At 71.3% G+C, this 25,188-nt stretch carries 25 protein-coding genes and 5 pseudogenes; 11 read left to right on the top strand and 19 right to left on the bottom strand.

Annotated features, from left to right (window positions below):
- Positions 1 to 22: 22 nt before the first annotated feature.
- Complete coding sequence (locus H300_RS0110040; RefSeq protein ID WP_078515874.1) at positions 23 to 1,564, top strand: LCP family protein; 1,542 nt, start codon at positions 23 to 25, stop codon at positions 1,562 to 1,564.
- A gap of 51 nt (positions 1,565 to 1,615) precedes the next feature.
- Here H300_RS0110040 and H300_RS0110035 read toward each other — a convergent pair whose 3' ends face one another.
- Together H300_RS0110035 and H300_RS0110025 are read right to left on the bottom strand one after the other, a co-directional pair.
- Positions 1,616 to 2,818 carry a methyltransferase domain-containing protein gene (locus tag H300_RS0110035; RefSeq protein ID WP_486583682.1) on the bottom strand — a complete coding sequence of 401 codons (1,203 nt, stop codon included), beginning with the start codon at positions 2,816 to 2,818 and terminating at the stop codon, positions 1,616 to 1,618.
- Positions 2,819 to 3,052: 234 nt separating this feature from the next.
- Entirely contained in the window at positions 3,053 to 3,592 is a 540-nt protein-coding gene (locus tag H300_RS0110025; RefSeq protein WP_028427328.1) for an acyl-CoA thioesterase, read from the bottom strand.
- A gap of 126 nt (positions 3,593 to 3,718) precedes the next feature.
- Here H300_RS0110025 and H300_RS0110020 point away from each other — a divergent pair, with 126 nt between their 5' ends.
- The 3 genes from H300_RS0110020 to H300_RS0110010 all read left to right on the top strand — a co-directional run bounded on the left by H300_RS0110020 (position 3,719) and on the right by H300_RS0110010 (position 6,402).
- Positions 3,719 to 4,981 (top strand): LCP family protein, encoded by a 1,263-nt coding sequence (locus H300_RS0110020; protein ID WP_199779161.1) that lies wholly within the window; start codon positions 3,719 to 3,721, stop codon positions 4,979 to 4,981.
- A 212-nt stretch (positions 4,982 to 5,193) separates the two neighbouring features.
- A complete protein-coding gene (locus H300_RS0110015; protein ID WP_028427326.1) occupies positions 5,194 to 5,502 on the top strand; it encodes a hypothetical protein in 309 nt (102 codons plus the stop codon).
- A gap of 162 nt (positions 5,503 to 5,664) precedes the next feature.
- Positions 5,665 to 6,402: a class I SAM-dependent methyltransferase gene (locus H300_RS0110010; protein WP_028427325.1), complete on the top strand. Its 738-nt coding sequence runs from the start codon at positions 5,665 to 5,667 to the stop codon at positions 6,400 to 6,402.
- Between the two features lie 52 nt (positions 6,403 to 6,454).
- Here the strand turns inward: H300_RS0110010 and H300_RS30015 are convergent.
- The 4 genes and pseudogenes from H300_RS30015 to H300_RS0109990 all read right to left on the bottom strand — a co-directional run.
- Positions 6,455 to 6,613: pseudogene (locus tag H300_RS30015) on the bottom strand (IS5/IS1182 family transposase); the annotation flags it as partial.
- A 171-nt stretch (positions 6,614 to 6,784) separates the two neighbouring features.
- A complete protein-coding gene (locus H300_RS26060; RefSeq protein ID WP_051269858.1) occupies positions 6,785 to 7,165 on the bottom strand; it encodes a peptidase inhibitor family I36 protein in 381 nt (126 codons plus the stop codon).
- Between the two features lie 360 nt (positions 7,166 to 7,525).
- The gene (locus tag H300_RS0109995; protein ID WP_028427324.1) at positions 7,526 to 7,744 is read right to left on the bottom strand and encodes a hypothetical protein; all 219 of its coding nucleotides are present in this window, start codon (positions 7,742 to 7,744) and stop codon (positions 7,526 to 7,528) included.
- Between the two features lie 278 nt (positions 7,745 to 8,022).
- Positions 8,023 to 8,424 carry a VOC family protein gene (locus H300_RS0109990; RefSeq protein WP_028427323.1) on the bottom strand — a complete coding sequence of 134 codons (402 nt, stop codon included), beginning with the start codon at positions 8,422 to 8,424 and terminating at the stop codon, positions 8,023 to 8,025.
- A gap of 178 nt (positions 8,425 to 8,602) precedes the next feature.
- On the opposite strand from H300_RS0109990, the pseudogene H300_RS32335 reads away from it, so the two are divergent.
- A pseudogene (locus tag H300_RS32335) lies at positions 8,603 to 8,794 on the top strand (hypothetical protein); the annotation flags it as partial.
- Between the two features lie 201 nt (positions 8,795 to 8,995).
- Complete coding sequence (locus H300_RS26055; RefSeq protein ID WP_037979744.1) at positions 8,996 to 9,385, top strand: hypothetical protein; 390 nt, start codon at positions 8,996 to 8,998, stop codon at positions 9,383 to 9,385.
- Positions 9,386 to 9,516: 131 nt separating this feature from the next.
- Here the strand turns inward: H300_RS26055 and H300_RS0109980 are convergent, their stop codons facing one another.
- A complete protein-coding gene (locus H300_RS0109980) occupies positions 9,517 to 10,857 on the bottom strand; it encodes a UDP-glucose dehydrogenase family protein (RefSeq protein ID WP_028427322.1) in 1,341 nt (446 codons plus the stop codon).
- 185 nt (positions 10,858 to 11,042) lie between these two features.
- Here H300_RS0109980 and H300_RS0109975 point away from each other — a divergent pair, with 185 nt between their 5' ends.
- Entirely contained in the window at positions 11,043 to 12,215 is a 1,173-nt protein-coding gene (locus tag H300_RS0109975; RefSeq protein ID WP_028427321.1) for an acyl-CoA dehydrogenase family protein, read from the top strand.
- 214 nt (positions 12,216 to 12,429) lie between these two features.
- Here H300_RS0109975 and H300_RS26050 read toward each other — a convergent pair whose 3' ends face one another.
- The 4 genes and pseudogenes from H300_RS26050 to H300_RS26040 all read right to left on the bottom strand — a co-directional run bounded on the left by H300_RS26050 (position 12,430) and on the right by H300_RS26040 (position 15,092).
- Positions 12,430 to 13,620, bottom strand: coding sequence for a methyltransferase domain-containing protein (locus tag H300_RS26050; RefSeq protein ID WP_078515862.1), 1,191 nt, complete (start codon positions 13,618 to 13,620; stop codon positions 12,430 to 12,432).
- A 6-nt stretch (positions 13,621 to 13,626) separates the two neighbouring features.
- The gene (locus H300_RS32330; protein WP_486583681.1) at positions 13,627 to 13,755 is read right to left on the bottom strand and encodes a hypothetical protein; all 129 of its coding nucleotides are present in this window, start codon (positions 13,753 to 13,755) and stop codon (positions 13,627 to 13,629) included.
- Between the two features lie 160 nt (positions 13,756 to 13,915).
- Positions 13,916 to 14,649 (bottom strand): annotated as a pseudogene (locus tag H300_RS26045) (ABC transporter ATP-binding protein).
- Positions 14,646 to 15,092 (bottom strand): hypothetical protein, encoded by a 447-nt coding sequence (locus tag H300_RS26040; protein WP_199779166.1) that lies wholly within the window; start codon positions 15,090 to 15,092, stop codon positions 14,646 to 14,648. The pseudogene H300_RS26045 and the gene H300_RS26040 overlap by 4 nt, the downstream one beginning before the upstream one ends.
- On the opposite strand from H300_RS26040, the pseudogene H300_RS30005 reads away from it, so the two are divergent.
- Positions 15,082 to 15,334, top strand: a pseudogene (locus tag H300_RS30005) (multicopper oxidase domain-containing protein); the annotation flags it as partial. The gene H300_RS26040 and the pseudogene H300_RS30005 overlap by 11 nt on opposite strands.
- A 66-nt stretch (positions 15,335 to 15,400) precedes the next feature.
- On the opposite strand, the gene H300_RS0109950 reads toward H300_RS30005, so the two are convergent.
- From H300_RS0109950 to H300_RS0109935, 4 genes are all read right to left on the bottom strand, one after another.
- Positions 15,401 to 16,291, bottom strand: coding sequence for a serine hydrolase (locus tag H300_RS0109950; protein WP_051269854.1), 891 nt, complete (start codon positions 16,289 to 16,291; stop codon positions 15,401 to 15,403).
- A 148-nt stretch (positions 16,292 to 16,439) separates the two neighbouring features.
- The gene (locus H300_RS0109945) at positions 16,440 to 17,630 is read right to left on the bottom strand and encodes a dipeptidase (RefSeq protein WP_028427319.1); all 1,191 of its coding nucleotides are present in this window, start codon (positions 17,628 to 17,630) and stop codon (positions 16,440 to 16,442) included.
- A 5-nt stretch (positions 17,631 to 17,635) separates the two neighbouring features.
- The gene (gene purE, locus H300_RS0109940) at positions 17,636 to 18,172 is read right to left on the bottom strand and encodes a 5-(carboxyamino)imidazole ribonucleotide mutase (protein WP_028427318.1); all 537 of its coding nucleotides are present in this window, start codon (positions 18,170 to 18,172) and stop codon (positions 17,636 to 17,638) included.
- Positions 18,169 to 19,359, bottom strand: a complete 1,191-nt coding sequence (locus tag H300_RS0109935) for a 5-(carboxyamino)imidazole ribonucleotide synthase (RefSeq protein WP_028427317.1) — start codon at positions 19,357 to 19,359, stop codon at positions 18,169 to 18,171. Before H300_RS0109935 ends, purE begins: the two co-directional genes overlap by 4 nt.
- 186 nt (positions 19,360 to 19,545) lie before the next feature.
- Between H300_RS0109935 and H300_RS0109930 the strand changes: the two genes are divergently transcribed.
- Entirely contained in the window at positions 19,546 to 20,061 is a 516-nt protein-coding gene (locus tag H300_RS0109930) for a GtrA family protein (protein ID WP_199779160.1), read from the top strand.
- On the opposite strand, the gene H300_RS0109925 is transcribed toward H300_RS0109930, so the two are convergent.
- Both H300_RS0109925 and H300_RS0109920 read right to left on the bottom strand, forming a co-directional pair.
- Positions 19,993 to 21,246: an ATP-binding protein gene (locus H300_RS0109925; protein WP_028427315.1), complete on the bottom strand. Its 1,254-nt coding sequence runs from the start codon at positions 21,244 to 21,246 to the stop codon at positions 19,993 to 19,995. The two genes, H300_RS0109930 and H300_RS0109925, sit on opposite strands and share 69 nt — an antisense overlap.
- 12 nt (positions 21,247 to 21,258) lie before the next feature.
- Positions 21,259 to 21,936 carry a response regulator transcription factor gene (locus H300_RS0109920; RefSeq protein ID WP_028427314.1) on the bottom strand — a complete coding sequence of 226 codons (678 nt, stop codon included), beginning with the start codon at positions 21,934 to 21,936 and terminating at the stop codon, positions 21,259 to 21,261.
- Between the two features lie 230 nt (positions 21,937 to 22,166).
- Between H300_RS0109920 and H300_RS32325 the strand changes: the two are divergent.
- A pseudogene (locus tag H300_RS32325) lies at positions 22,167 to 22,460 on the top strand (MFS transporter); the annotation flags it as partial.
- A 396-nt stretch (positions 22,461 to 22,856) separates the two neighbouring features.
- Here H300_RS32325 and H300_RS0109915 read toward each other — a convergent pair.
- Together H300_RS0109915 and H300_RS0109910 are read right to left on the bottom strand one after the other, a co-directional pair.
- A complete protein-coding gene (locus H300_RS0109915) occupies positions 22,857 to 23,366 on the bottom strand; it encodes an ATP-binding protein (protein WP_028427313.1) in 510 nt (169 codons plus the stop codon).
- 160 nt (positions 23,367 to 23,526) lie between these two features.
- Positions 23,527 to 23,910, bottom strand: coding sequence for an STAS domain-containing protein (locus H300_RS0109910; protein WP_028427312.1), 384 nt, complete (start codon positions 23,908 to 23,910; stop codon positions 23,527 to 23,529).
- Positions 23,911 to 24,144: 234 nt separating this feature from the next.
- Here H300_RS0109910 and H300_RS0109905 point away from each other — a divergent pair, with 234 nt between their 5' ends.
- Positions 24,145 to 25,164 carry an RNA polymerase sigma factor SigF gene (locus H300_RS0109905; RefSeq protein WP_078515860.1) on the top strand — a complete coding sequence of 340 codons (1,020 nt, stop codon included), beginning with the start codon at positions 24,145 to 24,147 and terminating at the stop codon, positions 25,162 to 25,164.
- Positions 25,165 to 25,188 lie beyond the last annotated feature (24 nt).

The following is a 25,188-nucleotide window of genomic DNA, read 5'->3' as shown; positions in this document are numbered from 1 at the left end:
CCCACGTGCAGAGGTGTTCTCCTTGCCCCGACCCTCCCGCCCGGCACCACGGCAGCAGTCGCGACCCGGCGCACCCCCGCGCCGCTCCGCCCGTCGGTCCCCGAGATGGGGACTGCGGGTGAGCACCGCGACGGCGGCGGTGGTGCTCGCGGTAAGCGGATTCGGGCACGTGGCGCTGAGCACGGCGGGCTCCGGCATCGACCGCGTGGACCCGTTCGAAGGCCTCGGGGACCGCCCGGACGCGGGAAAGGGACGCAACTTCCTGGTGGCCGGGGTCGACAACCGGGACGCTCTCTCGGCCGCGGACAAGGAGGCGTACCACCTCGGCGGCGCACCCTGCCGGTGCACCGACACCCTGATGCTGGTGCACCTGTCGGAGGGCGCCGACCGGGCGAGCGTGGTGAGCCTGCCCCGGGACTCGCTGACCACCCTGCCCGCGCACACCGACGGGCCGACCGGCGAACTGCACAAGGCCTCGAAGCAGAAGCTGAACGCGGCCTACGCACACGGCGGCCCGAAGCTCACCGTCCGGACGGTGGAGCAGATGACGGGCGTGCACATCCACCACTACCTGGAGGTGGACTTCACCAGCTTCATGGGCACGGTGGACGCCCTGGGCGGCGTCCCGGTGTGCACCGTGCGCCCGCTCAAGGACAGCTACTCCGGCCTCGACCTGCCCGCCGGCACCACCCGGCTGAACGGCGGTGAGGCGCTCCAGTACGTCCGCGCCCGCTACGTGGACGGCGCCGCCGACCTGGGGCGCATGCAGCGCCAGCAGCGCTTCGTCGCCTCGCTGATCGACCGGGCCACCAGCAGCGGTGTGCTGATGAACCCCGCCAAGCTCCAGCAGGTCAGCAGCGCCGCGCTCGGATCGGTACGCGCTGACCAGGGCTTCGGCAACGACGAACTGATGGCGCTCGGCCGGGCGATGCAGGGCTTCCGCCCGTCGTCCTCGGAGTTCACCACGGTGCCGATCGCGAAGGCCGAACACGAGGTGCCCGGAGTGGGCGAGACGGTGACGTGGGACCGCGGGGCCGCGGAGAAGCTCTTCACCAAGCTGCGGGAGGACCGCCCCCTGGCGGCGGAGAAGGCGGGCTCCGGCGACGGGGACGAGGGCGGCGACGGCAGCGGCGGGAAGCCGGACGGGGAGCCGGGGAAGCGCCGCGGCACACCCGTGGAGGTGGCGCCGCGGAACATCAGGGTCCAGGTCGACAACGGCACCGGGACCGCGGGCCTCGGCCACCGCGCCGACAAGCAGTTGCGCGCCACCGGCTTCGACACCACGGGCATCCCGGGCAACGCCGAGCAGAGCGACGTCGAGCGGACCGTGATCTCGTACGACCCGCGCTGGGACCGCTCGGCCCACTCGCTGGCCGCCGCACTCCCCCGGGCGAAGCTCCGGAAGGTGGAGGGGCAGGGACCGCTGATGAAGATCGTCCTCGGTGAGGACTTCCGCCGGGTGCAGCCGGTGCGCGAGGGAGCGCCGGCGCTCGACGCGCAGGCCCTGGAGGGCGGCGCCCCGGCCGTCACCGGCGACGAGGTCACCTGCCCCGGCTCCTCCTGACCCGCCTCCTCCTGTCCCTCGGCGGGGCGGTGGGAGGGACCCCGCGCAGGCCTACGGCAGACGGACGGGCACCGGATTGTCCGGGGAGTCGAGCCAGACCCGTTCGCCCCGCGGCGTGACCGTCAGCCCGTACCGCGCGAACCGCGGCTCGCCCTGCTCGCGCCACCAGGACATGACGGCCTCGGCCTCGGCCCACAGACGGCGCGGCCCGCGCTGCACGACCGCGAAAGCGGTGCGGTCCTCCTCGAAGTCGGCCGTCGCCCACGACGATCCGCCGGCGGCGAACAGCCACAGCCGGTACGCACCGCCCGTGCCCCGTGTGACGCGGCAGAACAGGTCGGGCACCTGCACGCCGAGCGTGAACATGTGGTGCCAGTCACCGATGTCCTCGGGTGAGAGCCCGGACATGCTCCTGTCACCGTCGGCCGGCCACCGGTCGGCGCCCGGAAAGGAGTCCGTCGGCGGGAGCGCGTTGCGCTGATCCCGCAGGCGCATGAACGCCGACGACCTCACGAACGGACCGGACGCGACACCGTCCTCGCCCACGGTCAGCCGGGCGAGGGCCTGCCCGCCGTAGAGCGGCCCCCAGGGAGCGACGACGATCCCGCCGGGGCGGCACTGCTCGACCCACGCCCAGGGGAAACGCGTGATCCCGCACGTCGCGACGACCCGGTCGTACGGCGCCTCCTCCGGGTGCCCCTGCGCACCGTCACGGACGACGGACAGCGGGGCGGTCCCGCGCGCGGAGAAGCGGCGCCGGGCCTCCTCCGCGACGGCCGGGTCGACCTCGACCGTCACGACGTTCTCCGGACCGAGCCGGTGCGCGAGCAGGGCGGCATTCCACCCCGTTCCCGTGCCGACCTCCAACACCCGGTTCCCGGGCTCCGCAGCCAGGGCGTCCAGCATCGAGAACACCATCGTCGGCATCGAACTGGACGAGGTCGGTGCCCGGCCCCTGCCGGTGCCCGTGTACGCACCGTCGTCCCACTGCGTCGTGAGGGGGATGTCGCTGTAGACCTTCTCCCACCACAGCGCCGGGTCCGTGTGCCGGTCGATCAGCTCGCCCTGACGATTTCCGCCCGCCGTTCCCGGCCACAGCCTGTCGGGAACGAAGGCATCCCGCCGGACGGCTCTGCAGGCCGCCAGCCAGTCGGAGGACAGCGCGCCCTTGGCCAGCAGTTCGGAGGCCAGTTCAGAGGCCAGTCGTTCCGGACCGGTCTCCTCCGCGTCGCAGAGTGGGTGGGACGCGGTCACCCGCCGTCCGCCGGGCCCCGCCCGTCCGAGGTGTTGCCGCCCTCGTCGGAGCCGCCGCCCCCGTGCTTGTTGCCGGAGTCGCTGTCGTCCTGCGGATTTCCGCCCTCGGTCCCCATGAGAGCCCCCTCGTGAGTCGGTACCCGGCACCTGATGCCATGCACCAAGTGTGACAGAGTAGCGACACACAGTAAAGACCGAGATCTGGGCCACCCCTCAGACACGGGTGCGGCGGGGTCAGTCCGCCTGGCGCCGCTCGCGCAGGTCCCGGATGGCGCGACGACGGGCGAGCCGGTGCGTCCGCCTGATCTGCGCCTCCTGGAACCGCCGCCGGTCCCGCTCCGTCTCCGGGATCACCGGCGGCACGCTGCGCGGTTTCCCGTCCTCGTCCACGGCGGCGAACACCAGGTACGCCGAGCCGACCTGCTGCGCGGGCGTCGACTCGTTCCAGCGCTCCGCCATGACGCGTACGCCGATCTCCAGCGACGTGCGCCCCGTCCAGTTGCACTGCGCGTGCACGTGGACGAGGTCGCCCACCCGGACCGGGGAGAGGAACGCCATCTCGTCCATCGAGGCCGTGACGGCCGGTCCGCCGGAGTGCCGGCCCGCGACCGCCCCCGCCGCGTCGTCCACCAGCTTCATGATCACCCCGCCGTGGACGGTGCCGAGCAGGTTGGTGTCGCCGTGGTTCATGATGTGGCTGAGCGTGGTGCGCGAGGCCGCGGTGGGCTTTCCCTGCGGCTCGCTTATCCGGGCAGGGGTGACGAGATCGGTCATAGCCCCACCTTAAGGTCCGCCCCGAAGCCCGTGAGCGGCGCCGAAATGCTTCAGCTCTGCAACAGCCCTGCTGCGCTTCCCCGCCTGCTCTGTCAGCCCGCCCCCTCCACCAGGCACACTGCCTTCATGACTGACTGGCCCGATGGGTGGACCGACAACGGCAGGGGCGGGGACCGCTACGGACGTGGCGCCGGCGCCCCGCGCCCGGAGAGCGCCCGCGTCATGCCCACCGTGGACCGGGGCGGCGCCCCGGTGCCCGCGCAGTCCAGGGGCGGGTACGACCCGCACGCCGACGCCTACGGCCGGCACCCCGGCGGGAACGGCTACGACGACGGCTACGGCCGGGGCGGCGGCGGTTACAGCGGTCCGCCACCGGTCGCCGGGCAGGGCGGACGTCCCGGACGGAGCCGAGGAGGCCGGTTCAAGACCGGCGTCATCGTCCTCGTCGTGGTGCTGCTGACCACCCTGGTCGGCACGTACTTCTGGGCCGACTCGAAGATGCGCCGCGAGGTGGACCTCAGCAAGGTCGAGGAACGCCCCGAGGCCGGCGAGGGCACGAACTACCTGATCGTGGGATCCGACAGCCGCGAGGGCCTCTCCGACGAGGACCAGGACCGGCTGCGCACCGGCTCCACCGGCGGCAAGCGCACCGACTCGATGATGATCCTGCACGTCGGGTCCAACGGGAACTCCATGATCAGCCTCCCCCGCGACTCGTGGGTGACGATCCCGGAGTTCACCGGCTCCGAGTCGGGCAACCGCATCCCGGCCCAGCAGCAGAAACTGAACGCCGCCTTCTCCATCCAGGGCCCGGAGCTGCTGGTGCGGACGATCGAGTTCAACACCGGCCTCAAGATCGACCACTACGCCGAGATCGGTTTCGGCGGCTTCGCCAACCTGGTGGACTCCCTGGGCGGCGTGGAGATGTGCTTCGACAAGGCGATCAAGGACAAGAACTCCGGCGCCGACTTCGCCGAGGGCTGCCACGACCTGGACGGCGCCGAGTCGCTGGCCTTCGTGCGCAACCGGTACAACGCCGAGGGCGGCGACCTGGGCCGGACCCAGAACCAGCAGAAGTTCCTCGCCGCGCTGGCCAACGAGAGCGCCACCCCGGGCACGATCCTGAACCCCTTCAAGCTCTACCCGACGCTGGGCTCCGGCCTGGACTCGCTGATCGTCGACGAGGACATGGGCCTGTTCAACCTGGCCTCGATGTTCTGGGCGATGAAGGGCCTGACCGGCGGCGACGGCACCCAGATGAACATGCCGATCTCCGGGCCGTTCGCCGCGCCCGGCGGGCAGAGCGCGCTCAAGTGGGACATGCCGAAGGTCGAGCAGCTCATGAAGGAACTCAGGAACGACGAGAAGGTCACCGTCAAGGGCAACTGACCGCCTGCCCACGGCTACCGTCACCCGCCGACCGCCCGCGCCCGTCGCGGGACCACCGGGACGCCGGCGCGCCCGTCCGAGCCGGGCCGATGCCCGTCACCGCACCGCGCGGTGGCGGGCATCGGTGCGTGCGGGGGGGGCGGCGGGAGAGCCGGGCAGGGCAGGCCGGATAGAGACACACGGGGGGCGGGCCACGAGGAGGGGGAAGCAGAATGATGGAGGACGTGCTGTCGAACGCTCTGTACGCGATCGTCCTCGGCGCGTGGCTGGCGTACCTGGTGCCGCTCGCCTGGCGCCGGTTCGCGTCCGATCCGCAGGCCCTCGACCGGGCGGCGCTCCGGCACCCGACAGTGCTGGCCCCCGCCGCCGGGGCGGCAGCCGGCGGGGCCGTCTCCCTGATCGGCCTCTGGCACGGCATCGCGGCGGGTGCCGCGGTGTTCGCCTCCGCGAGACTCCCGATTCCGCGGCACGCGGCACGCGGCAAAGCAGCTGGACAGCCCTTGGAACTCCTGACGAAATGATCTTCAAGGTGGTCGGACCGGTCCGGGGCTGATGATCCGGGGTGCGGGGCGGTTCGGCCGACGCCTCGGCAAGGCGACGACGAGTCGTGGGCGGTTCATGCTGTGTCGCGGAGACCCAAGCGCGTCGACAGCGCCCCTCGGCACCCGGCACAGTAGCCACCCGTGACGACCAGTGAACTGTGGACCCGCGCGACCGCCGACCGCTACGACGCCGAGGCAGCCGAAGCGTCCTCGGCTGCCGTTCTCGGACCGACCCTCGCCTTCCTCGCCGAGTTCGCCGGAGACGGCCGGGCGCTGGAGTTCGCCATCGGAACCGGACGGGTGGGGGTCCCGCTCCGGGAACGCGGCGTGCCGGTGGTGGGCATCGAACTGTCCGAGCACATGGCAGCGGTGCTGCGGCGCAAGGTGGACGAGAGCACCCTCCCGGTAGTCATCGGGGACATGTCCACCACCGTCGTCTCGGGCGAGTTCACTCTGGTCTACCTCGTCTACAACACCATGACGAACCTGCTCACGCAGGACGAGCAGGTCGAGTGCTTCCGCAACGCCGCACGGCATCTGGAGCCCGGCGGCCGGTTCGTCATCGAGTTGGGTGTGCCGCCGTTGCGGCTCCTGCCGCCCGGCCAGGTCGCGGTGCCGTTCGACGTGTCCCAGCGGCATCTCGGCTTCGACACCTTCGACCTGGTCGAGCAGATGCTCGTCTCGCACCACTTCACCCGCGACGACGGCGACCTCTACCGCCGCGAGAACTCCCGGCACCGGTACGCCTGGCCGGCGGAGCTCGACCTGACGGCGCGGATCGCCGGGCTCGAGCTGGAACGTCGTGTCGCGGGATGGGACGGGTCTCCGTTCACCCAGGACTCCGCGAAGCACGTCTCCGTGTGGCGCAAGCCGGCCTGAGGCCGGCCACCGGCCCGTCGACGTTGACCGTGCCTGTCTTGGACTCCTCTCGGGAGTTCAGGCGCCGCCAGCAGATCAGTGTGCATCCGAGGGCGAGGAAGGCTTCGTGGAGGTCGTCGCGGATCTCCCAGCGGATCCGCAGGCGGCGGAACCAGTGCAGGCGGGCGAATGCTCGCTCCACGACCCAGCGTTGCGCGCACAGACCCGAGCCGAAGCCGAGTTCCTACGGCACATGCTTTCCGGCGATCCCGGTGGGCAGTCGGCCTCGGAGTGACCCCACCACCTTGAAGGTCATGTCATGAGGAGTTCTCAGAGGCCTCATGGGCGCCCCTACGGCTGAACCGCCGTAGGGGGCGGGTGATCACCGCTTTTCCCGGGAGTTTCAGCAGCCCCGGCCGACGCGGAGGGAGGTCATCTTGTCGTTGAAGTGCGAGGGCACCGCCGCGTCGGACCTGCCCGGACGGATCGAGAACATGCATCCGACGTAGTTGCCGTGCTCGTAGACGGCGACCGTCTTACCGGTGCGGTTCCAGTACGAGGTCATACGGTCGTTCATGTAGTTGCCGACGTTGGGGTTCGACCCGGTGTAGTGCCGGAAGTCGCCCCGGTAGCTGGACTGCTCCCAGACACAGAACGATCCGGACGGGCACTGGTTCGGGTCGGCGACCACCGGCTGCGCGGTCAGCGAGGCCGTCCCCACGACGACTGCCAGGACAGCCGCGGCGCTCCACAGGCGCGAGGCGGCACTTCTGATGTGCGACATGCTCTTCTCCGTCTTTCGGTTGCCCGCGCATTCGGTTCCACGGGCCCGACGGAAGAATAGAAGCGTCATTCACTTTTGGGCCATACCGCCCCAGAGTGTCCCAGTTCGCGGAAAAAGCTTTCTCCCCCTGCAAACAGGGCGTGCAGGATACAAAGGGAAAACCGGCACTCGACCTGAACGGGTGACGTCACGCCCCGAACAGCGCCTCTCGCGCACCGGCGCTGCGCCGGTGCGCGAGAGCGAGGACATGCGCACCGTGAGCGCCGGACTGCGCCCGACCCCGATCGTGCGACCCATCCCCGTCAGACCCTGGGGCCGCCCCGTTCACCAGTGGCTTTCCCTGCGCCTGTCTGAGGGCCACTACCGCGAGGAGTTGTGCGAGTCGGCGGCAAGTCGTCGCTTCAACTCCGCGATCTCGGCGTCCTGCTCGACGATCCGCGCCTCAAGCCGCTCGATCGCCGCCGCCTGCGCGGTCACCAGCAGCCTGAGCTCCACGACCAGCCCGGCCAGCTCCTCGTACGAGGGCTGCGGCGGCAGAGCGGGAGTGGCAAGATCAATCCAGCGGATCGTGGAGATCACTCCGCACCGCATCGTCACAGGTCACACGCCGTCGTGACCAGTCACCTGGGAAGCCTAGTGAAAGTGCGGCAACCAGACACACCAGAGAGCCCAACCAGAGGAAGGGGGCCAGACCTTCCAGGAGTTGAGCCAGAATGACGCATGCGGCGGCCAGCATGAGAAGTACGAGGATCACACGCGGCGCTTTCATGGCGATTTCCCCCTTGTTCGCCGGGAAACTCCGCCCTTTGCCTCGGAACAACAGGACCGGCGGAGGGCCAGGGCGAAGGTGTACGCCCTCAGGGGCAGGTACAGAGGCAGAACGGGTGCCCGGCAGGGTCCGCGTAGACCCGGAAGTCGCGCTTTCCGCCGTCGTCGCCCTCCAGCAGCCGGGCACCGAGCCCCAGCACCTGCCGCTCGGCCTCGTCCATCTCCTCGGGAGCGACATTGAGGTCCAGGTGCAACTGCTGCGGGACCTCGGTGGACGGCCAGTCCGGCGGCCGGTGGCCCTCGCAGCGCTGAAAGGCGAGCGTACGGCCGTGCGGACCGCTCAGTTCCACCCAGTCCGGCGAGTCCGGGCCCGCTTCGAGCGTCTCGGGCGGCGGCGTCACCGGCCAGTCCAGCACGGCGGCATAGAAGGCGGCGAGCGCATGGGGGTCGGGGCAGTCCAGCACGGTGAGACCCATCGTGATCCGGGCCATGGCAGGGGTCCTTCCGAAGACGGTGCGGTCCTGCGCAGGTTAGCCCGGCCCGGGTTGGCCTGGGCCGCCCCGTCAAGCGGCCCCGAACTCCCCCGCCTTGACGCCCGCCACGAACCTCTCGACCGTAAGCCACGCCGAGCCGCCTGCGTAGTGGAATGACTACAGAGAGGCAGTATCCGTGGCCGAGAAGAGCGATCCCTCCGCAGGGCAGGGGCGGACGACGGTTCCGGAGCCCGACGCACCGGCCGCGTGCCGGCGGTGCTGGGAACTGGAGTTGGCCGAAGCCGTCGCCAACTCCGAGCCTGACTACAGCAAGGCCGCCGACTGCCGGGTGCTGCTCCGGCGCCATCAACAGGCGCTCGGGTGCACGGGCACGTGCGGGGGCCGGTGCGAACGAGTCGGAGCCGGGGTTCCCCGGGTTCAACCCGCTGCGCTACCCGCCCTGCGCGTGCCCTTGGTGCCGCCGCTCGCCGGAGGGCGCCGGGGACGACGAGGATTCCGCTGCGTTGCGGCGTCTGCGTGAGCGGGTCAACGAGCCGAACACGATGCGCCGTGCGATCCGGAGGACCTCGTGAGTCGGCGGGACGCGGCGCTCGTCCTCGCGTTCGGGCTTGGTGCCGGAGCGGGAGCGCTGGTCAGTGCCGCGACCGGCGTCGCGGCGGTTCTGTGGCTGGTCCGCCCGCCCGGCGCGTCCGGGGCTGCCCTCGACCGTCGTGCTTCCCGACCCACCTCCCGGCCTGCCTCCCGACAGGCTCCCCCACCGGCCTCGCGGCCCTCGCCCTTCGCCGAGTTGCAGGCGATCGAGAAGGACCCGGCGCGCCGCGCGCGGTTCTTCGCCGCGCTGGACTCGGCGCTCGCCGCCGGTGAGCGGGTACGCGCGGGCGAGCCGGCCGCCGTGGACACGGCGGCTGAGCGGTTGCGCCACCTACTGGGCCCGGAGGAGGGCCCGTGCGGCCGGTGAGCCGCGGGCGGTACGTCGTCGAGGCGTTCGGGGGCGATGGTGCGACAACCGTCACGCTGGCCGAGGCCGTCGTGCCGTCCCGTCGGCTTGCGCTGGCCCCGGCCTCGGCCTCGACGCCTCCGGTCCCAGGCTCAGGCGGTGGGGCGGCCCAGGGCGCGGAACCTCCAGCCGGCCTTGCGCCACAACTCCGGGTCCAGGACGTTGCGGCCGTCCAGGAGGTGACGCTCGGCGACCACCTCGCCCAGCACCTCGGCGTCCAGCTCACGGAACTCGGCCCACTCGGTCAGATGGAGCACGACGTCGGCCCCGCGCAGCGCCTCCGCCACCGAGTCGGCGTAGCCGAGGGTGGGGAAGAGTGCGCGGGCGTTGTCCATGCCCTTGGGGTCGTACACGGTGACCTGGGCGCCCTGGAGGTGGAGTTGCCCGGCGACGTTCAGCGCGGGCGAGTCCCGTACGTCATCCGAGTCGGGCTTGAAGGTGGCACCGAGGACGGCGACGCGCTTGCCCAGCAGTCCGCCTCCGACGGCGTTCCGGGTCAGCTCGACCATGTGCGCGCGGCGGCGCATGTTGATGGAGTCGACCTCGCGGAGGAAGGTGAGCGCCTGGTCCGCGCCGAGTTCACCGGCCCGGGCCATGAACGCGCGGATGTCCTTCGGTAGGCAGCCGCCGCCGAAGCCGATCCCGGCGCGCAGGAACTTGCGGCCGATCCGGTCGTCGTGCCCGATCGCCTCGGCCAGCTTCACCACGTCCCCGTCGGCGGCCTCGCAGACCTCGGCCATCGCGTTGATGAACGAGATCTTGGTGGCCAGGAAGGAATTGGCGGCGGTCTTGACCAGTTCGGCGGTCGGGAAGTCGGTGACGACGAACGGGGAGCCCTCGGCGAGCGGCGTCGCGTAGACCTCGCGGAGCAGCTTCTCGGCGTGGTCCGAGCGCACCCCGGCGACGATCCGGTCCGGGTGCAGGGTGTCCTTGACGGCGAAGCCCTCGCGCAGGAACTCCGGGTTCCAGGCCAGCTCCGCGTCCGCGCCGACCGGGGCCAGCTCGGCGATCCGGGCGGCCAGCCGGTCGGCGCTGCCGACGGGGACGGTGGATTTGCCGACGACCAGCGCCGGACGCTCCAGCAGCGGGGCCAGTGAGTCGACGGCGGACTCGACGTAGCTCATGTCGCAGGCGTACTCGCCGTGCCGCTGCGGGGTGTTCACGCAGACGAAGTGCACGTCGCCGAAGGCGGCGACCTCGGCGTAGGAGGTGGTGAAGCGCAGCCGGCCGGAGGCACCGGGCAGACCGGCGACGTGCCGCCCGAGCAGCTCCTCCAGCCCCGGCTCGTACATCGGGACCCGGCCGTGGGAGAGCACCTCGACTTTCTCCGGGACGACGTCCAGGCCGAGCACCTCGAACCCCAGCTCGGCCATCGCCGCGGCGTGGGTGGCGCCGAGGTATCCGGTGCCGATCACGGTGATCTTGGGGGCCATCGAGAGCACTCCTGGGGGTGTCGGGCTGCTGCCCGCGCAGCATATCCGGGCCGGTCGGCGAAGGAATCCGGCGGCTGTCGGCAAGCTCACGTATCCTGCGCGGCCGGCAACCCCTAGAATTGGGTTACTTAACGGTAGTTAGCAGGGAAGTCAGCAACGGAACCACTTCAGGGGAGTGAGCCACCGTGGCGGGAGCCGCAGAATTCGACCTGTACCGGCCGTCCGAGGAGCACGACATGCTCCGGGAGTCGGTGCGTGCGCTCGCCGAGGCGAAGATCGCGCCGCACGCCGCGGAGGTGGACGAGGAGGCACGCTTCCCCCAGGAGGCCCTGGACGCGCTGACCGCCAACGACCTGCACGCCGTGCACGTGCCCGAGGCCTACGGCGGCGCAGGCGCGGACGCCCTGGCCACCTGCATCCTCATCGAGGAGGTCGCCCGGGTCTGCGCGTCCTCCTCCCTGATCCCGGCCGTCAACAAGCTGGGCTCGCTGCCGGTGATCCTGTCCGGGAACGAGGAGCTGAAGAAGCGCTACCTGGGCCCGCTGGCCAAGGGCCAGGGGATGTTCTCCTACTGCCTCAGCGAGCCGGACGCCGGTTCCGACGCGGGCGGCATGAAGACCCGCGCGGTGCGCGACGGCGACTCCTGGGTCCTCAACGGCGTCAAGCGCTGGATCACCAACGCCGGCGTCTCGGAGTACTACACGGTGATGGCCGTCACCGACCCGGACGCCCGCACGAAGGGCATCAGCGCCTTCGTGGTGGAGAAGGGCGACGAGGGCGTCTCCTTCGGCGCCCCGGAGAAGAAGCTCGGCATCAAGGGGTCCCCCACCCGCGAGGTCTACCTTGACAACGTCCGCATCCCGGCCGACCGCATGATCGGTGCAGAGGGCAGCGGCTTCGCCACCGCCATGCTGACCCTGGACCACACCCGGATCACCATCGCGGCCCAGGCCCTCGGCATCGCCCAGGGGGCGCTCGACTACGCCAAGGGCTACGTGACAGAGCGCAAGCAGTTCGGGAAGCCGATCGGCGACTTCCAGGGCGTCCAGTTCATGCTCGCCGACATGGCGATGAAGCTGGAGGCCGCCCGTCAGCTCACCTACTCCGCCGCCGCGAAGTCCGAGCGGATCACGCTCGGCGGCGGCAAGGAGGACCTGACCTTCTTCGGCGCGGCGGCCAAGTGCTACGCCTCGGACGCGGCGATGGAGATCACCACCGACGCCGTCCAGCTCCTCGGCGGCTACGGCTACACCCGCGACTACCCGGTCGAGCGGATGATGCGGGACGCGAAGATCACGCAGATCTACGAGGGCACCAACCAGGTCCAGCGCATCGTCATGGCACGCAACCTGCCGTGAGCACGCAGAACGCCCCTGCCGCACCCGGCAGGGGCGTTCTCTGCGCACGCGGGGACGGTGGCGCGCCTGCAACGGCTGCCACCCGGGTCAGAAGCACCGGAAGACGCCGTTGCCGGCGGATTCGTGTCCGGCAGGGTCTTCATGGGGATCTCTCCGTGGGCGTGTTCGGCGGCGGGGCGCCGTCCGGTCCGGAAGCGCGCCACCACCAGAGACGCTATCCGCGGGATCCGACACCGGGACTCGGCACAGGCAGGCACGGGCCACCGCTCGGGCCGGGGGTGTTGCGGCTCGATCCGGACGCCGGGCGCTCAGTGGGGCCTCGGGTGCCGAGCACTCGCACCCGCTGCCCCGTGCTGTCGACCGAGAGTTCGCAGCGGGACCGTTCCGGCCTCCCCGACGCGTGCCACCGCAGGAACGCGGAACGCACCTCGTCCCACAGCGAGCGCGGCCCGTACTGCTCCACCTCGTAGCTGTCCGCGTCCGGGACGTACTCCACCGTCGCCCAGGACGTCCCCTCGTCGGCGAACAACCACAGGGTGGCCTCTCCGCTGTCGTCATCCGCCTCGCACCACCGGAACCACACGTCGGTGAGGGTCAGGCCGGTGAAGAACGCCGGATCGTCCTGGATGACGTTCTGGGGTGCGATGTCCGTGGCCCCCTTCCGCCCCTGCTCCCCGTGGTAAAGGTCCGAGATGCGTCCGGCCCCACCGCGGTGCGTGCGGTCCCACATGAAGGCCGGAGAACCGGAGAATCCGCCCCGCGCCTCCCCGTCCGCCACGTCGAGGGTCACGAACGACCCGCTGTGGAAGCTGCTCCCCCAGGGCGTCACGATCCGACCGTTCGGGCACTGCGCCAACCACGCCTGCGGGATGTCCCGCATGGTGCAGGTGCAGATGATCCGGTCGTACGGTGCACCAGGCGCGTGTCCGTCGCGTCCGTTGCCGAGGATCGTCGTGGGGTGGTAACCCGCTCGGGCCAGGCTCCCGTTCGCGGCCGCCAGCACCGCTGCGTCCACTTCCACGCTGGCCACACGGGTCTCGCCCAGCCGGTGGGAGAGCCACGCCGCGTTGTACCCCGTCCCGGTCCCGACCTCCAGAACGCGGTGCCCTTCCCGGACGTCGAGCAAACCGAGCATGTCGAGCATGATCGAGGGCATCGACGAGGAGGACGTGCGGAGCCGGAACGCGTTGCCGGCGACGGGCTGGCCGTCGTTGACCTGGGTCACCACCGGGCTGTCCGCGTAGACGCTCCGCCTCCACGCTTCCGGATCCTGGGCGAGGTCGGCGTGCTCGGTCAGCCCGGGGATGAACAGGGCGCGGTCCACCGCCGCCACGGTGTCCCGCCACTCGGCCGGCAGCGCGCCCTTCGCCAGCAGGGTGCGAAGGAGGTGCTGCTGGGTGGTCATCCGTTCTCACTTCTCCGGGGGCGGCTCGTACGGCTTCGTCTGCGCCGGTGGCTTCTCCCGGTGGCCGTCGCTGCTGGAGGTGTCGGGCTTGCCCGAGTGGCCTCCGCCCTTCTTGCTCATGCCGAGCTCACTCACCTTCCTGTGGTGGGTGCGGGGCAGCGTTGATGGCCGCTCCCGACGAACGCGATGAACTGCACTGCGTGACACTATATTCACTCAGGGTGGTCGCGTCGTCAAGGGGCGCCTCCACGGGGCACCACGCCCCTTCCTCCGAGAGCAACCCCCTTCCGGCCTGTCAGCCCGCGGTCTCCAGGAGGGCGGCGTGGGCGCCTTCGGCAGTCCGGCCCGGGGCAGTCCCCGCGGGGGCGTGGGCGAGGAAGCCCGCGGTGTCGCCCGAGTACAGGAGGCGGCCGGCGTCCAGGACGCTCACGTGGTCCGCCTCCTCGGCCAGGTCGGCGACGTCGTGCGTGGCGAGCAGGATGCGCACCTCGTCCCTGAGGCCGGTGAGGATGTCCCGGAAAAGGCGTCGCTGTCGGGGATCCATCCCGGCAGTCGGTTCGTCCAGCAGCAGCACCTCCGCGTCGTGGACGAGCGCGGCGGCCACCCCGACCCGGCGCAACTGGCGCCGGAGACCCGGTGGGTGCGGACGTTCGCCTTGTCCGTCAGCTCCAGCCGCTCCAGCGCACGTGCGGACCGCTCCCAGGCGTCCCTGCGCGGCATCCCCTTGAGCCAGCCGACGTACGCCACGTACTCGCGCACCGTGAGGGAGGGCATGGCGGTGATGTGCTGCGGCATCCAGGCGATCTGCCTGCGGTACTCCGACGAGGAGGGCGGGAGGCTCCCGAACCGGACTGTCCCCGACCGGGGTTCGAGGACGGAGGCGGCGATCTTCAGCAGTGTCGACTTCCCCGCCCCGTTGGGGCCGAGGAGGATCGTCAGCCCTTCGGGCAGCGCGTAGGAGAAGTCGTCGAGGACGGGCAGGTGCTTGCGCTTGTAACGGTAGGTGCAGGAGGTCAGTTCGATGGTCACGGGTCGTTCCTTGCTGTGCGGGCTTGGAGCAGCAGACCGGCGGCGAAGACGAGGAGAGCGGCGAGCAGGGCGTGCGGCGCCGCCGCGGGCTCGCCGGTGACGGCCCACGGGTGGTAGTCGGTGCCGGTGCGGCGACCCAGGAAGATGACGAGGAAGACCCAGGCCGTCGGCAGGACGACGGCGGAGCGTCCCACGAAGGCCCGGCCGCACAGCATCAGCCCACTGAGGAAGAGAGTGTTCCGTCCGGCCTGCTCGATGGTCCCGGAGTCCAGTACGGCGCCCGCCGTCAGCGTGACAGGCAGGACCTCGCACAGGGTGCCGCAGACCATCCCGGCGTCGAGGAGCCGGACGGGACGGATGCCGGAGACCTCGGCCGCCGCCAGTCGCGAGTCCAGGCAGTGCGCCAGGACTCCGACGACGAGCAACGGCCACGTCGTGGACAACAAGATCACCGGCCCGGCCGACTCGTTCGGCTTCCAGATCGTCGCCGGGGAGGGGGTGGGCGCCGGGCCTGGATGTCCACTGCCATGTGCAGAGCCACTCCGACATGGGCATGGCCGGTCTCTTGCTGGTGGCCCGCGAGGACGGCACCGTTCCCGGCTACGAACCCCACCACTCGCACGGCGGCAGCGGGGACGGTGACGCCGACCCGGCCGCCGACCCCGCGCACCACGACCACGGGTGAGCGGGACGGCGTGAGCACGCCGCACCGTAAGCGGGCCGGGCGAACAGCCCGCCCGCGTACGGTGGGTCACTTCCTGAAGCCGTGGTCCAGGAGCTTCTTCGCGTCCGCCGTCCGGTTGCCCGCCGACGTGGAGGCGAGCACGGTGCCGACGACCGTGCGGCCTTTGCGGGTCGCGGCGAACACCAGGCAGTACTTGGAGGTCGGTCCGGAGCCGGTCTTGACGCCGGTCGCGCCGGAGTAGCCGCCGAGCAGTGTGTTGGTGTTCTTCCACGCCATGTACCGGTAGCCGCCGCTCTTCGTGGTGACTTTCTGCTTGGTCGACTTCGTCTTCACGACGGTGCGGAAGGTGGAGTACTTCATGGCGTCGGCAGCAAGCCTGGTGAGGTCGCGCGGCGTCGAGTAGTTGGAGCCGTTGCCGATGCCGTCGAACGAGTCGAAGCGGGTGTTCTTCAGCCCGAGGCTCTTGGCCGTGCTGTTCATCTTGCCGATGAAGGACTTCACCCGGGCGGCCCGGGTCGAGCCGCTGCCGAATGTGTCGGCCAGCGCGTACGCCGCGTCGCAACCGGAGGGAAGCATCAGTCCGTACAGCAGTTGGCGCACCGTCACCTTGTCGCCGACGATCAGCCGAGCCGAGGACGCCGTCTTCGCGACGATGTAGTCGCTGTAGGCCTTCTGGACGGTGACCTTGGCTTTCAGGTCGAGGTTCTTCCGCCCCAGCACCACCCGAGCCGTCATGATCTTGGTGGTGGAACCGGTGGAACGGCGGGTGTCCGCGGCCTTGGTGAACAGGGTCCGCCCGGTGCCGCTGTCCATCGTGAAACCGCCCTTGGCCGCGATCTTCGGCTTGGGCAGTGCGGCGGCGTGCGCGGGGCCGGTGACGGCCCCGACCGCGACCACCGCCCCCGCGGTGACCACGACCAGAGGAATACGCAGAACGTCGTTGATGGCGATGTGCACGTGGTGTCCCCCACTGCCCGGTGGCGCGGTCCGGCGGAGCGCCGCTGGAGAGTAGGACACCCGAAGCGGCCCGAAGGATGTACGCCGGAACCGCCGACTTGCGCGGCGGCGGCCGGAGCCCGCGGGTCGGCGTCCGCCGCCGGGAGAGCTAGGCGGAAGCGGTGCTGTCGAGAGTGGCGTGCGAGGGGGCGCGCAGCGGCCGGAGCCCGGCGGCGACCGACTCGGCGTCCCGGAGGACGCGGACGGCGTTGTGCCAGGTCAGCTTCGCCAGGTCGGCCTCGGACCAGCGCCGGTCGAGCAGTTCGGCGATCAGGTGCGGGTACCCCGCCACGCTGTCCAGGTCGGCGGGCAGGAACGCGGTGCCGTCGAAATCGCCGCCGATGCCCAGGTGGTCGATGCCGGCGACCTCCCGCATGTGGTCCAGGTGGTCGGCGACGGTGGCGGCGGTGGCGACCGGGCGGGGGTGCTCCGCCTCGAAGGCGGCGTGGACCTTCCTCGCGGCCTCGGTGGTGTCGAGGTGGTGCAGTCCGTGGGCGCGCATGTTCTCGTCCGCCCGCCGGGTCCACTCCACGGCCGCGGGCAGGATGAACTTCGGGACGAAGGTGGCCATCGCGATCCCGCCGTTGGCGGGCAGCTCCGCCAGGACGTCGTCCGGGATGTTGCGCGGATGGTCGCAGACCGCGCGGGAGGAAGAGTGCGAGAACACCACCGGCGCCTCGGTCGCCCGCAGGGCGTCGCGCATGGTCGTCGCGGCGACGTGCGAGAGGTCCACGAGCATGCCGACCCGGTTCATCTCCCGGACGACCTCGACGCCGAACGGGCTGAGTCCGCCGTGCCGCGGCTCGTCGGTCGCGGAGTCGGCCCAGTCGATGGTGTCGTTGTGGGTGAGCGTCATGTAGCGGACGCCCAGCCGGTGCAGCGCGCGCAGGGTGGCCAGGGAGTTGTTGATGGAGTGGCCGCCCTCGGCCCCCATCAGCGAGGCGATCCGGCCGCGCTCCCGGGCGCCGGTCATGTCATCGGCGGTGAAGGCGAGTTCGAGGTCCTGCGGGTAGCGGGCGGCCAGTTCGCGCACCACGTCGATCTGCTCCAGGCAGGCGCTGACGGCCGCGTCCCCGGTGAGGTCGGTGCGCACGTACACCGACCAGAACTGCGCACCGACACCACCGGCCCGCAGCCGGGGGAGGTCGGTGTGCAGGTGGGCGGACTGGTCGGTGGCGATGTCGCGCCGGTCCAGGTCGTAGCGGACCTGCTCCCGCAGCGCCCAGGGCAGGTCGTTGTGGCCGTCCACCACCGGGTGGGCGGCGAGCAGCCGGCGGGCCTCGTCGAGTCGGTCGGCCATGCCCGTCAGCCCCCGAACCCGAACCCGGCCCCGCCGGTCACCTTGTTCCGCAGCCGCTTGCCCTTCTCGCCCGCCTGGTCCTTGAGCTCTTCCTGGAACAGCCGCATCCGCTCGCCGAGCGCCTCGTCGTGGGCGGCGAGCATCCGGGCGGCCAGCAGGCCCGCGTTGCGGGCGCCGCCCACCGAGACGGTGGCCACCGGGACACCGGCCGGCATCTGCACGATGGACAGCAGCGAGTCCATGCCGTCGAGGTGCTTGAGCGGCACGGGCACGCCGATCACCGGCAGCGGCGTCACGGAGGCGAGCATCCCCGGCAGGTGGGCCGCGCCGCCCGCGCCGGCGACGATCGACCGGAGGCCGCGTCCGGTGGCCTCCTCACCGTAGGCGAGCATCTCCCGCGGCATCCGGTGGGCGGAGACCACGTCCACCTCGTAGGGGATCTCGAACTCGTCCAGCGCCTGGGCAGCCGCCTCCATCACGGGCCAGTCGGAGTCGGAGCCCATCACGATGCCCACCAGGGGCGCGGAGTCGGCAGCGGTCATACGGTGATCGTCCCTCGCAGGTAGTCGGCGGCGTGCCGGGCGCGCTCGCGCACCTCGTCCAGGTCGTCGCCGCACGTGTTGACGTGGCCCACCTTGCGGCCGGGCTTCACGTCCTTGCCGTACATGTGGATCTTCAGTGCCGGGTCGCGGGCCATGCAGTGCAGGTACGCGGCGTACATGTTGGGGTAGTCGCCGCCGAGCACGTTGGCCATGACCGTCCAGCGGGCGCGAGGGCGCGGGTCGCCGAGCGGCAGGTCGAGCACGGCGCGCAGGTGATTGGCGAACTGCGAGGTGACGGCGCCGTCCTGGGTCCAGTGCCCGGAGTTGTGCGGGCGCATCGCGAGTTCGTTGACCAGCACCCGTCCCTCGCGGGTCTCGAACAACTCGACGGCGAGGTGGCCGACGACGTCGAGTTCTTCGGCGATCCGCAGCGCCAGTTGCTGGGCGGCGGCGGCGCGCTCCGGGTCGAGTCCGGGCGCGGGGGCGATCACCGTGTCACAGACGCCGTCGACCTGGACCGACTCCACCACCGGGTAGGCGACGGCCTGGCCGTGCGGAGAGCGGACGACGTTGGCGGCCAGCTCGCGGACGAAGTCGACCTTCTCCTCGGCGAGCACCGGTACGCCGGCCCGGAACGGTTCGGCGGCGGCGGCCACCGAGTCGACCACCCACACGCCCTTGCCGTCGTAGCCGCCGCGGACCGTCTTCAGCACCACCGGGAACCCGGCCGCGGCCCCGACAGGAACGCCACCGGCGCCCTCCGCGGCGTTCGCCGCAGCACCCTCCGAGGCGAACGCCGCGACGTCGGCCGGGTCCGCGACGATCCGGTGGCGCGGGCAGGGCACCCCGAGCGCGGACAGCCGGGCGCGCATGACGCCCTTGTCCTGGGCGTGCCGGAGCGCCTCCGGGCCGGGGCGGACGGGGACGCCGTCCGCGACGAGCGCCCGCAGGTGCGCGCCGGGGACGTGCTCGTGGTCGAAGGTGAGCACGTCGCACCCGCGGGCGAAGTCACGCAGCGTGTCCAGGTCGCGGTAGTCGCCGAGGACGACCTCACCGGCGACCTGGGCCGCGGAATCCTCCGGGGTGTCGCTGAGCAGCTTGAATCTGAGGCCGAGGGGGATACCCGCCTCGTGGGTCATGCGGGCGAGCTGACCGCCGCCGACCATGCCGACTACCGGGAACGTCACGCTCCCAGGGTACGGGGCGCGCAGCGGTGGTCGGGAGCCGTCCCCCGCCGCTCCCCGGCCCGGCGCCGCTCCCCGGGCGGCCCGCACCGGCCCGCACCCGGCCGGAGGAGAGCTGCTCGGCACTGTCCCGCGGCCCGTGGGCGGCAGCACTTAGCATGAGGAGGGGGCACCCGAGCGAACGAGGCGATGGACATCACTGAGGTGGCGAAGCGGTCGTTGCGGGGCCGCGTCCGGCGCGCCTGGCGCGAGATGGCGAAGTTCGGAACCGTGGGCGCGTTCGGCGTCGTGGTGAACGTGGCGGTCTTCAACCTGTGCCTCCACGGCTTCGGCCTCGCCTCGGTGCGCTCCGGCGTGCTCGCCACCGCGGTGGCGATCTGCACGAACTACCTCGGCCACCGCTACTGGACCTACCAGGACACCGACAAGCGCCGGGTGCGCCGGGAGGCCTCGCTGTTCCTGGTCTTCAGCAGCGTCGGCATGGTGATCGAGAACGGCGTGCTGGCGCTCTCCCACTACGGGCTCGGGCTGACCTCCCCGCTGGCCGACAACCTCGCGAAGAACGTGGTCGGCCTGGGGCTGGCGACGGTCTTCCGGTTCTGGTCCTACCGGACCTGGGTCTTCCGGCCGCACGGCTCATCCGGCGCTCTCCTCGGCCTCCCGACTGAGGAAGAGGGCGAAAACCGGCGGATGCTGCTGAAGTAGCTCCAGCCGGCCGCCGTCCGCCTCGGCCAGGTCCCGGGCCACCGCGAGGCCGAGCCCGGTGGAGTTGTGGCCGCTCACGGTGCGCTCGAAGACCCGCGAGCCCAGTTCGGGGGCCACCCCCGGGCCCTCGTCCGTCACCTCGACCACCACCTGGTTGCCGGTCACCCGAGTGCGGATCGCGACCGTGCCGTCGCCGTGCATCAGCGCGTTCTCGACCAGCGTGGCCAGGACGGTGGCGACCGCGCCGGGGGTGCCGACGGCCCGCAGGCAGGACTTCCCTGAATGCACGATCACCCGTCCCGAGCCTCGGTACGCCGGGCGCCACTCCTCCACCTGCTGGACCACCACCTCGTCGAGGTCGAAGGCCACGGCGGAGCCGGAACGGGCGTCCCGGGAGTTCGTGAGCAGCCGGCCCACCACCTCGGTGAGCCGCTCCACCTGCGCGAGCGCGATCGCGGCCTCCTCCTTGACCGTGTCCGGCTCGGTGTCGGCCGTCTCGACGATCTCCTCCAGCCGCATGGACAGTGCGGTGAGCGGGGTGCGGAGCTGGTGCGAGGCGTCCGCCGCGAGCCGCCGCTCGGCGGTCAGCATCCGGGCGATCCGCTCGGCGCTGGAGTCGAGCACGTCGGCGACCCGGTCCAGCTCGGGCACGCCGTAGCGGCGGTGCCGGGGCCGGGGGTCGCCCGAACCGAGCCGCTCGGCGGTCTCGGCGAGGTCGGTGAGCGGTGCCGCCACCCGCCGGGCCTGGTGCACAGCGAGCAGCACCGCCGCGAGGACGGTGAGCAGGGCGACCGCCATGATGATCACCAGGATGCGGCCGATCTCGTCGCTGACCACGCTGCGGGGCTGTTGGACGACGACCGTCTCGCCGTGCGTCCCGACCTCGCGTCCCTCGATCGCGCCCTCCCTGGGACGGTCGCCCATCGCGAAGACGGGCTGCCCGGGCAGTTCGATGGAGACGTAGCGGTCCTGGGGGACGGCGCTGCGCATCGTCTCCTCGGAGACGGACTCGCCCGCCGCGATCCTGGCCTCCACCACCGCGACGATCCGGGCCGCCTCGGAGCGGGTGCTCTCGTGGGCGCTCTTCTCGATGGCCTGGGTCTCCACGATGATCAGCGAGATCCCGAAGACGGCGATGACCACGACCACCACGGCGAGGGTGGAGTTGATCAGGCGGCGGCGCATCGAGGGACGCGGCTAGTTCTTCTCGAAGCGGAAGCCCACGCCGCGGACGGTGGCGATGTAGCGGGGGTTGGCCGCGTCGTCCCCGAGCTTCTTGCGCAGCCAGGAGATGTGCATGTCGAGCGTCTTGGTCGAGGACCACCAGGTGGTGTCCCAGACCTCGCGCATCAGCTGGTCCCGGGTGACGACCCGCCCGGCGTCCCGGACCAGGACGCGCAGCAGGTCGAACTCCTTGGCGGTGAGCTGGAGCTCCTCCTCACCCATCCACGCGCGGTGTGACTCGGTGTCGATGCGGACGCCGTGAGTGGCGGCCGGCTGGGCGGGTTCGGTGCTGCCGCGGCGCAACAGGGCCCGGACCCGGGCGAGCAGCTCGGCGAGCCGGAACGGCTTGGTGACGTAGTCGTCGGCGCCCGCGTCGAGGCCGACGACCGTGTCCACCTCGTCGGCGCGGGCGGTGAGCACCAGGACGGGGAAGGCGAGGCCCTCGTTGCGCAGCCGGCGGCAGACCTCCAGCCCGTCCACACCGGGCAGTCCCAGATCGAGCACCACCAGGTCGATCTCCTGGCTCAGGCCGGCCTCCAGAGCGCCGGGCCCGTCCTCCCGCACCTCCACCTCGTACCCCTCGCGCCGCAGGGCGCGAGCGAGCGGCTCCGAGATGGACGCATCGTCCTCAGCCAGCAGTACTCGGGTCATGGGGCGATGGTAGACCGCCGGGCAGGTCGCGGGGACCGGTGCCGGGTCCGGCGGCGGGTTCTGGCCAACCACCTGTCACTCACTGGGTGGCGGCCCTTCTTTGCCTGCGATTTACCGGGTCAAATAGAGCTTTACGTGTGATCCATGCCGCATTCCCTTCCATACCGCGTATCAGCACGACTCGGGTGGAAGCAGTTTCCGTGCGGGACCGAGGGGAGACCGGGCCCCCCATGGCGTCCAGCGCGACGAGGAACGCCGCCCCCACTGGCGGCAGCACCTTCTTCGGTCACCCCCGCGGTACGGCCACCCTCTTCATGACCGAGATGTGGGAGCGCTTCTCCTGGTACGGGATGCGCGCCCTGCTCGTGCTGTACCTCTACACCGCGGTCTCCCACGGCGGTCTCGGCATCGACGAGAGCACCGCGGTGGCGATCTACGGCGTGTACAACGCCGTCGTCTACATGGCGGCGATGCCCGGCGGCTGGGTGGCCGACCGGCTGTGGGGCGCCCGCCGGGCGGTGCTGGCCCCGCGGCAGTTCGCCAGCCAGATCACGGGCCTGTGGTTTCTGGCCACGGCCACCGGACACGCGCTCAACGGCTGGGCGCCCCGGCTCGACGAGCCGCTGGGCGACTCGCTGTACTACACGAGGTGGGCGGTAGTCGCGGTTCTCGCGGGCCCGGCCTTCATCGCCGGTGCCCGGAAGCTGACCCGGCAGATGGGCGGCGTCCGCTCACGCACCCGTGCACGGTCGGCGCCGGGGCGTCGACCGTGCGTGGACTGGCCGAGGCGTCGACCGTGCGGCGGTGGGGCGTCGACCATGCACGAGACCGTCGGCCGCCCGCGGGCGCCGGGTCCGCGAGGCTCCCGCACCGGTGCGTCCACGGCGGGAGCGGGGTCGGGAGACGCCCGGGCCGTGCGCTCAGGTCGTGGCGGGGGCGGGCAGCTCGGCCCAGACCGTCTTGCCGGTGCCCTCGGAGCTGCGCACCACCCCCCAGTCGAGGCAGAGCCGCTGGACGATGAACATGCCGTGCCCGCCCGGCCGGCCGGGCAGGTGCGGATCACGGGGCGCCGGGCGCCCGCTGCCCGGGTCGACGACCTCGACCCGCAGGACCTTGGGGCCGCACCCTATCCGCAGCTCCTCCGGGGCCCGCGCGTGCAGACAGGCGTTGGTGACCAGCTCCGAGACGACCAGCAGGACGTCCTCCGCCGCGGCACGGTGCTCCGCGGAGGCGGCGGGCAGCCATCCCCAGTCGTGCAGCGCCTGGCGGGTGAAGTCGCGGGAACGCTGGACCGCGCCGCCGGCGCCGACCAGTCGCAGCCGCCGCACCTGGCGCATGGCCACCTCCGAGGGGCCGTCCGGAGCGCCGGCCTCCTGCTGTTCCTGACCGGGGCTCCGATCGCCCGCCGGGGATGGCCGGGTGGTGCTCATCAGTGCTTCACCTCACCGGTTCACCGAGTCGTATGCCCCGCCGTTTCCGAACCACGGGCGAAAACGGACACATGACAGATTCCAGAGGACTCCTGCCCTCGCGGGCGGTGAGAACACCCACTGATTCCATCCGGCCGGTGTGATTCGCGTAACGCTTGGATTACGAGTCGGAGGTTTCCGCGAGAGCCTCCGCGAGTGAGTCGTGCACGGTGAAGACCGCGCCCGCGCCCGTGATCTCGAACACCCTGGCCACCACCGGCTGCATCCCCGTCAGGTGCACCGCTCCCCCGGCCGCCTCGGCCTTCAGCCGGGCGCCGAGCAGGACGTTGAGTCCGGTGGAGTCGCAGAACTCCAGCAGGGAGCAGTCGACGACAAGACGGCTGGTGCCGCTGTCGAGGCACTCCTCCAGTGGCACACGCAGCACATCCGCAGTGTGGTGATCGAGCTCACCGTCCGGGGTGACCACGGCGCTCTCGCCGTGCTGCTGCACGTCGACCGTCAGTCGACCCCGGTGGCTTGTGCTGCCGGGCATCCCGCGGTCCATGTACACCTCTTCTGCTCGCGGCTTTCAGCGAGTAAACCTTACGCCTTGACGGCCCCCACGGGTACCCGAACAAGTCGAATCACGGCGACATTACGGACATACTGCACTTGCCATGCCTGCCGGAGAACAGGTAGGCCTAGTGAGGACATCCCGAACGCGTCGGCCTTGGAGGCGCCGCTCCCCGCAGTGCATCTACGGCTTCGGCAGCCTGTGCCGAGAACCCCGGAGGAGACCATGTCACCCCAACTCGACGAGTCGCGTACCGATCGAAGAGGCAGCGAGGACCTGGCCGCGCCCGGCTATCAGATCGCAGAGACCGCACGGTCGGCAACCCCGCACACCGAGGCCGAGGGGGTCGTGTCGGTCCTGGACCCCGCCACCGTCGTCGAGGCGGTCGCAGCGGTGGAGGCCGTCGAAGCCGCGGAGGTGGCCGGTGACATGGAGGAGCTCCTCGGCGAGCTGGCCGGGATCCCGCCCTACGACGAGGTGGCCCCGCTGGACGCCCGGGCCCTGTCGAAGACCCTCTTCGAACGCCTGGAGTCGCTGGAGGAAGGCACCCACGAGCACGCGTACGTGCGCAACACCCTCGTCGAACTCAACCTGGCGCTGGTGAAGTTCGCCGCCGCACGGTTCCGCTCCCGAAGCGAGCCGATGGAGGACATCGTCCAGGTCGGGACGATAGGCCTGATCAAGGCCATCGACCGCTTCGAGACGAACCGCGGCGTCGAGTTCCCCACCTTCGCGATGCCGACGATCGTCGGCGAGATAAAGCGCTTCTTCCGCGACACCTCCTGGTCGGTGCGCGTGCCGCGCCGCCTCCAGGAGCTGCGGCTGGACCTGGCGAAGGCCGGGGACGAACTGGCCCAGCGCCTCGACCGCGCGCCGACGGTGGCCGAACTGGCGGAGCGGCTCGGACTCTCCCGCGAGGAGGTCGTCGAGGGCATGGCGGCGAGCAACGCCTACACCGCCAGCTCGCTGGACGCCCAGCCGGAGGAGGACGACACCGAGGGCGCGCTGGCCGACCGGATCGGTTACGAGGACCACGGTCTGGAGGGCATCGAGTACGTCGAGTCCCTCAAGCCCCTGATCGCCGAGCTGCCCGCGCGGGACCGGAAGATCCTCTCGCTGCGTTTCGTGGCGAACATGACCCAGTCGGAGATCGGCGAGGAACTGGACATCTCCCAGATGCACGTCTCACGGCTGCTGTCGCGCACCCTCACCAAGCTCCGCAAGGGCCTGATGGTCGAGGAGTGACGCACGCCGCGCACACGGGACGTG

This window comes from Streptomyces sp. TAA040 (assembly GCF_000424845.1).
This window is presented reverse-complemented; position numbering and strand designations above follow the sequence as displayed.

Bases quoted from the DNA above. Each gene is read 5' to 3' on its own strand.
- H300_RS0110025 (WP_028427328.1), bottom strand. From the start codon at position 3,592: ATGACCGATCTCGTCACCCCTGCCCGGATAAGCGAGCCGCAGGGAAAG.
- H300_RS0110020 (WP_199779161.1), top strand. From the start codon at position 3,719: ATGACTGACTGGCCCGATGGGTGGACCGACAACGGCAGGGGCGGGGAC.
- H300_RS0110015 (WP_028427326.1), top strand. From the start codon at position 5,194: ATGATGGAGGACGTGCTGTCGAACGCTCTGTACGCGATCGTCCTCGGC.
- H300_RS26060 (WP_051269858.1), bottom strand. From the start codon at position 7,165: ATGTCGCACATCAGAAGTGCCGCCTCGCGCCTGTGGAGCGCCGCGGCT.
- H300_RS0109990 (WP_028427323.1), bottom strand. From the start codon at position 8,424: ATGGCCCGGATCACGATGGGTCTCACCGTGCTGGACTGCCCCGACCCC.
- H300_RS0109980 (WP_028427322.1), bottom strand. From the start codon at position 10,857: ATGGCCCCCAAGATCACCGTGATCGGCACCGGATACCTCGGCGCCACC.
- H300_RS26050 (WP_078515862.1), bottom strand. From the start codon at position 13,620: ATGACCACCCAGCAGCACCTCCTTCGCACCCTGCTGGCGAAGGGCGCG.
- H300_RS0109945 (WP_028427319.1), bottom strand. From the start codon at position 17,630: ATGGCCGACCGACTCGACGAGGCCCGCCGGCTGCTCGCCGCCCACCCG.
- purE (WP_028427318.1), bottom strand. From the start codon at position 18,172: ATGACCGCTGCCGACTCCGCGCCCCTGGTGGGCATCGTGATGGGCTCC.
- H300_RS0109930 (WP_199779160.1), top strand. From the start codon at position 19,546: ATGGACATCACTGAGGTGGCGAAGCGGTCGTTGCGGGGCCGCGTCCGG.
- H300_RS0109925 (WP_028427315.1), bottom strand. From the start codon at position 21,246: ATGCGCCGCCGCCTGATCAACTCCACCCTCGCCGTGGTGGTCGTGGTC.
- H300_RS0109920 (WP_028427314.1), bottom strand. From the start codon at position 21,936: ATGACCCGAGTACTGCTGGCTGAGGACGATGCGTCCATCTCGGAGCCG.
- H300_RS0109915 (WP_028427313.1), bottom strand. From the start codon at position 23,366: ATGAGCACCACCCGGCCATCCCCGGCGGGCGATCGGAGCCCCGGTCAG.
- H300_RS0109910 (WP_028427312.1), bottom strand. From the start codon at position 23,910: ATGGACCGCGGGATGCCCGGCAGCACAAGCCACCGGGGTCGACTGACG.
- H300_RS0109905 (WP_078515860.1), top strand. From the start codon at position 24,145: ATGTCACCCCAACTCGACGAGTCGCGTACCGATCGAAGAGGCAGCGAG.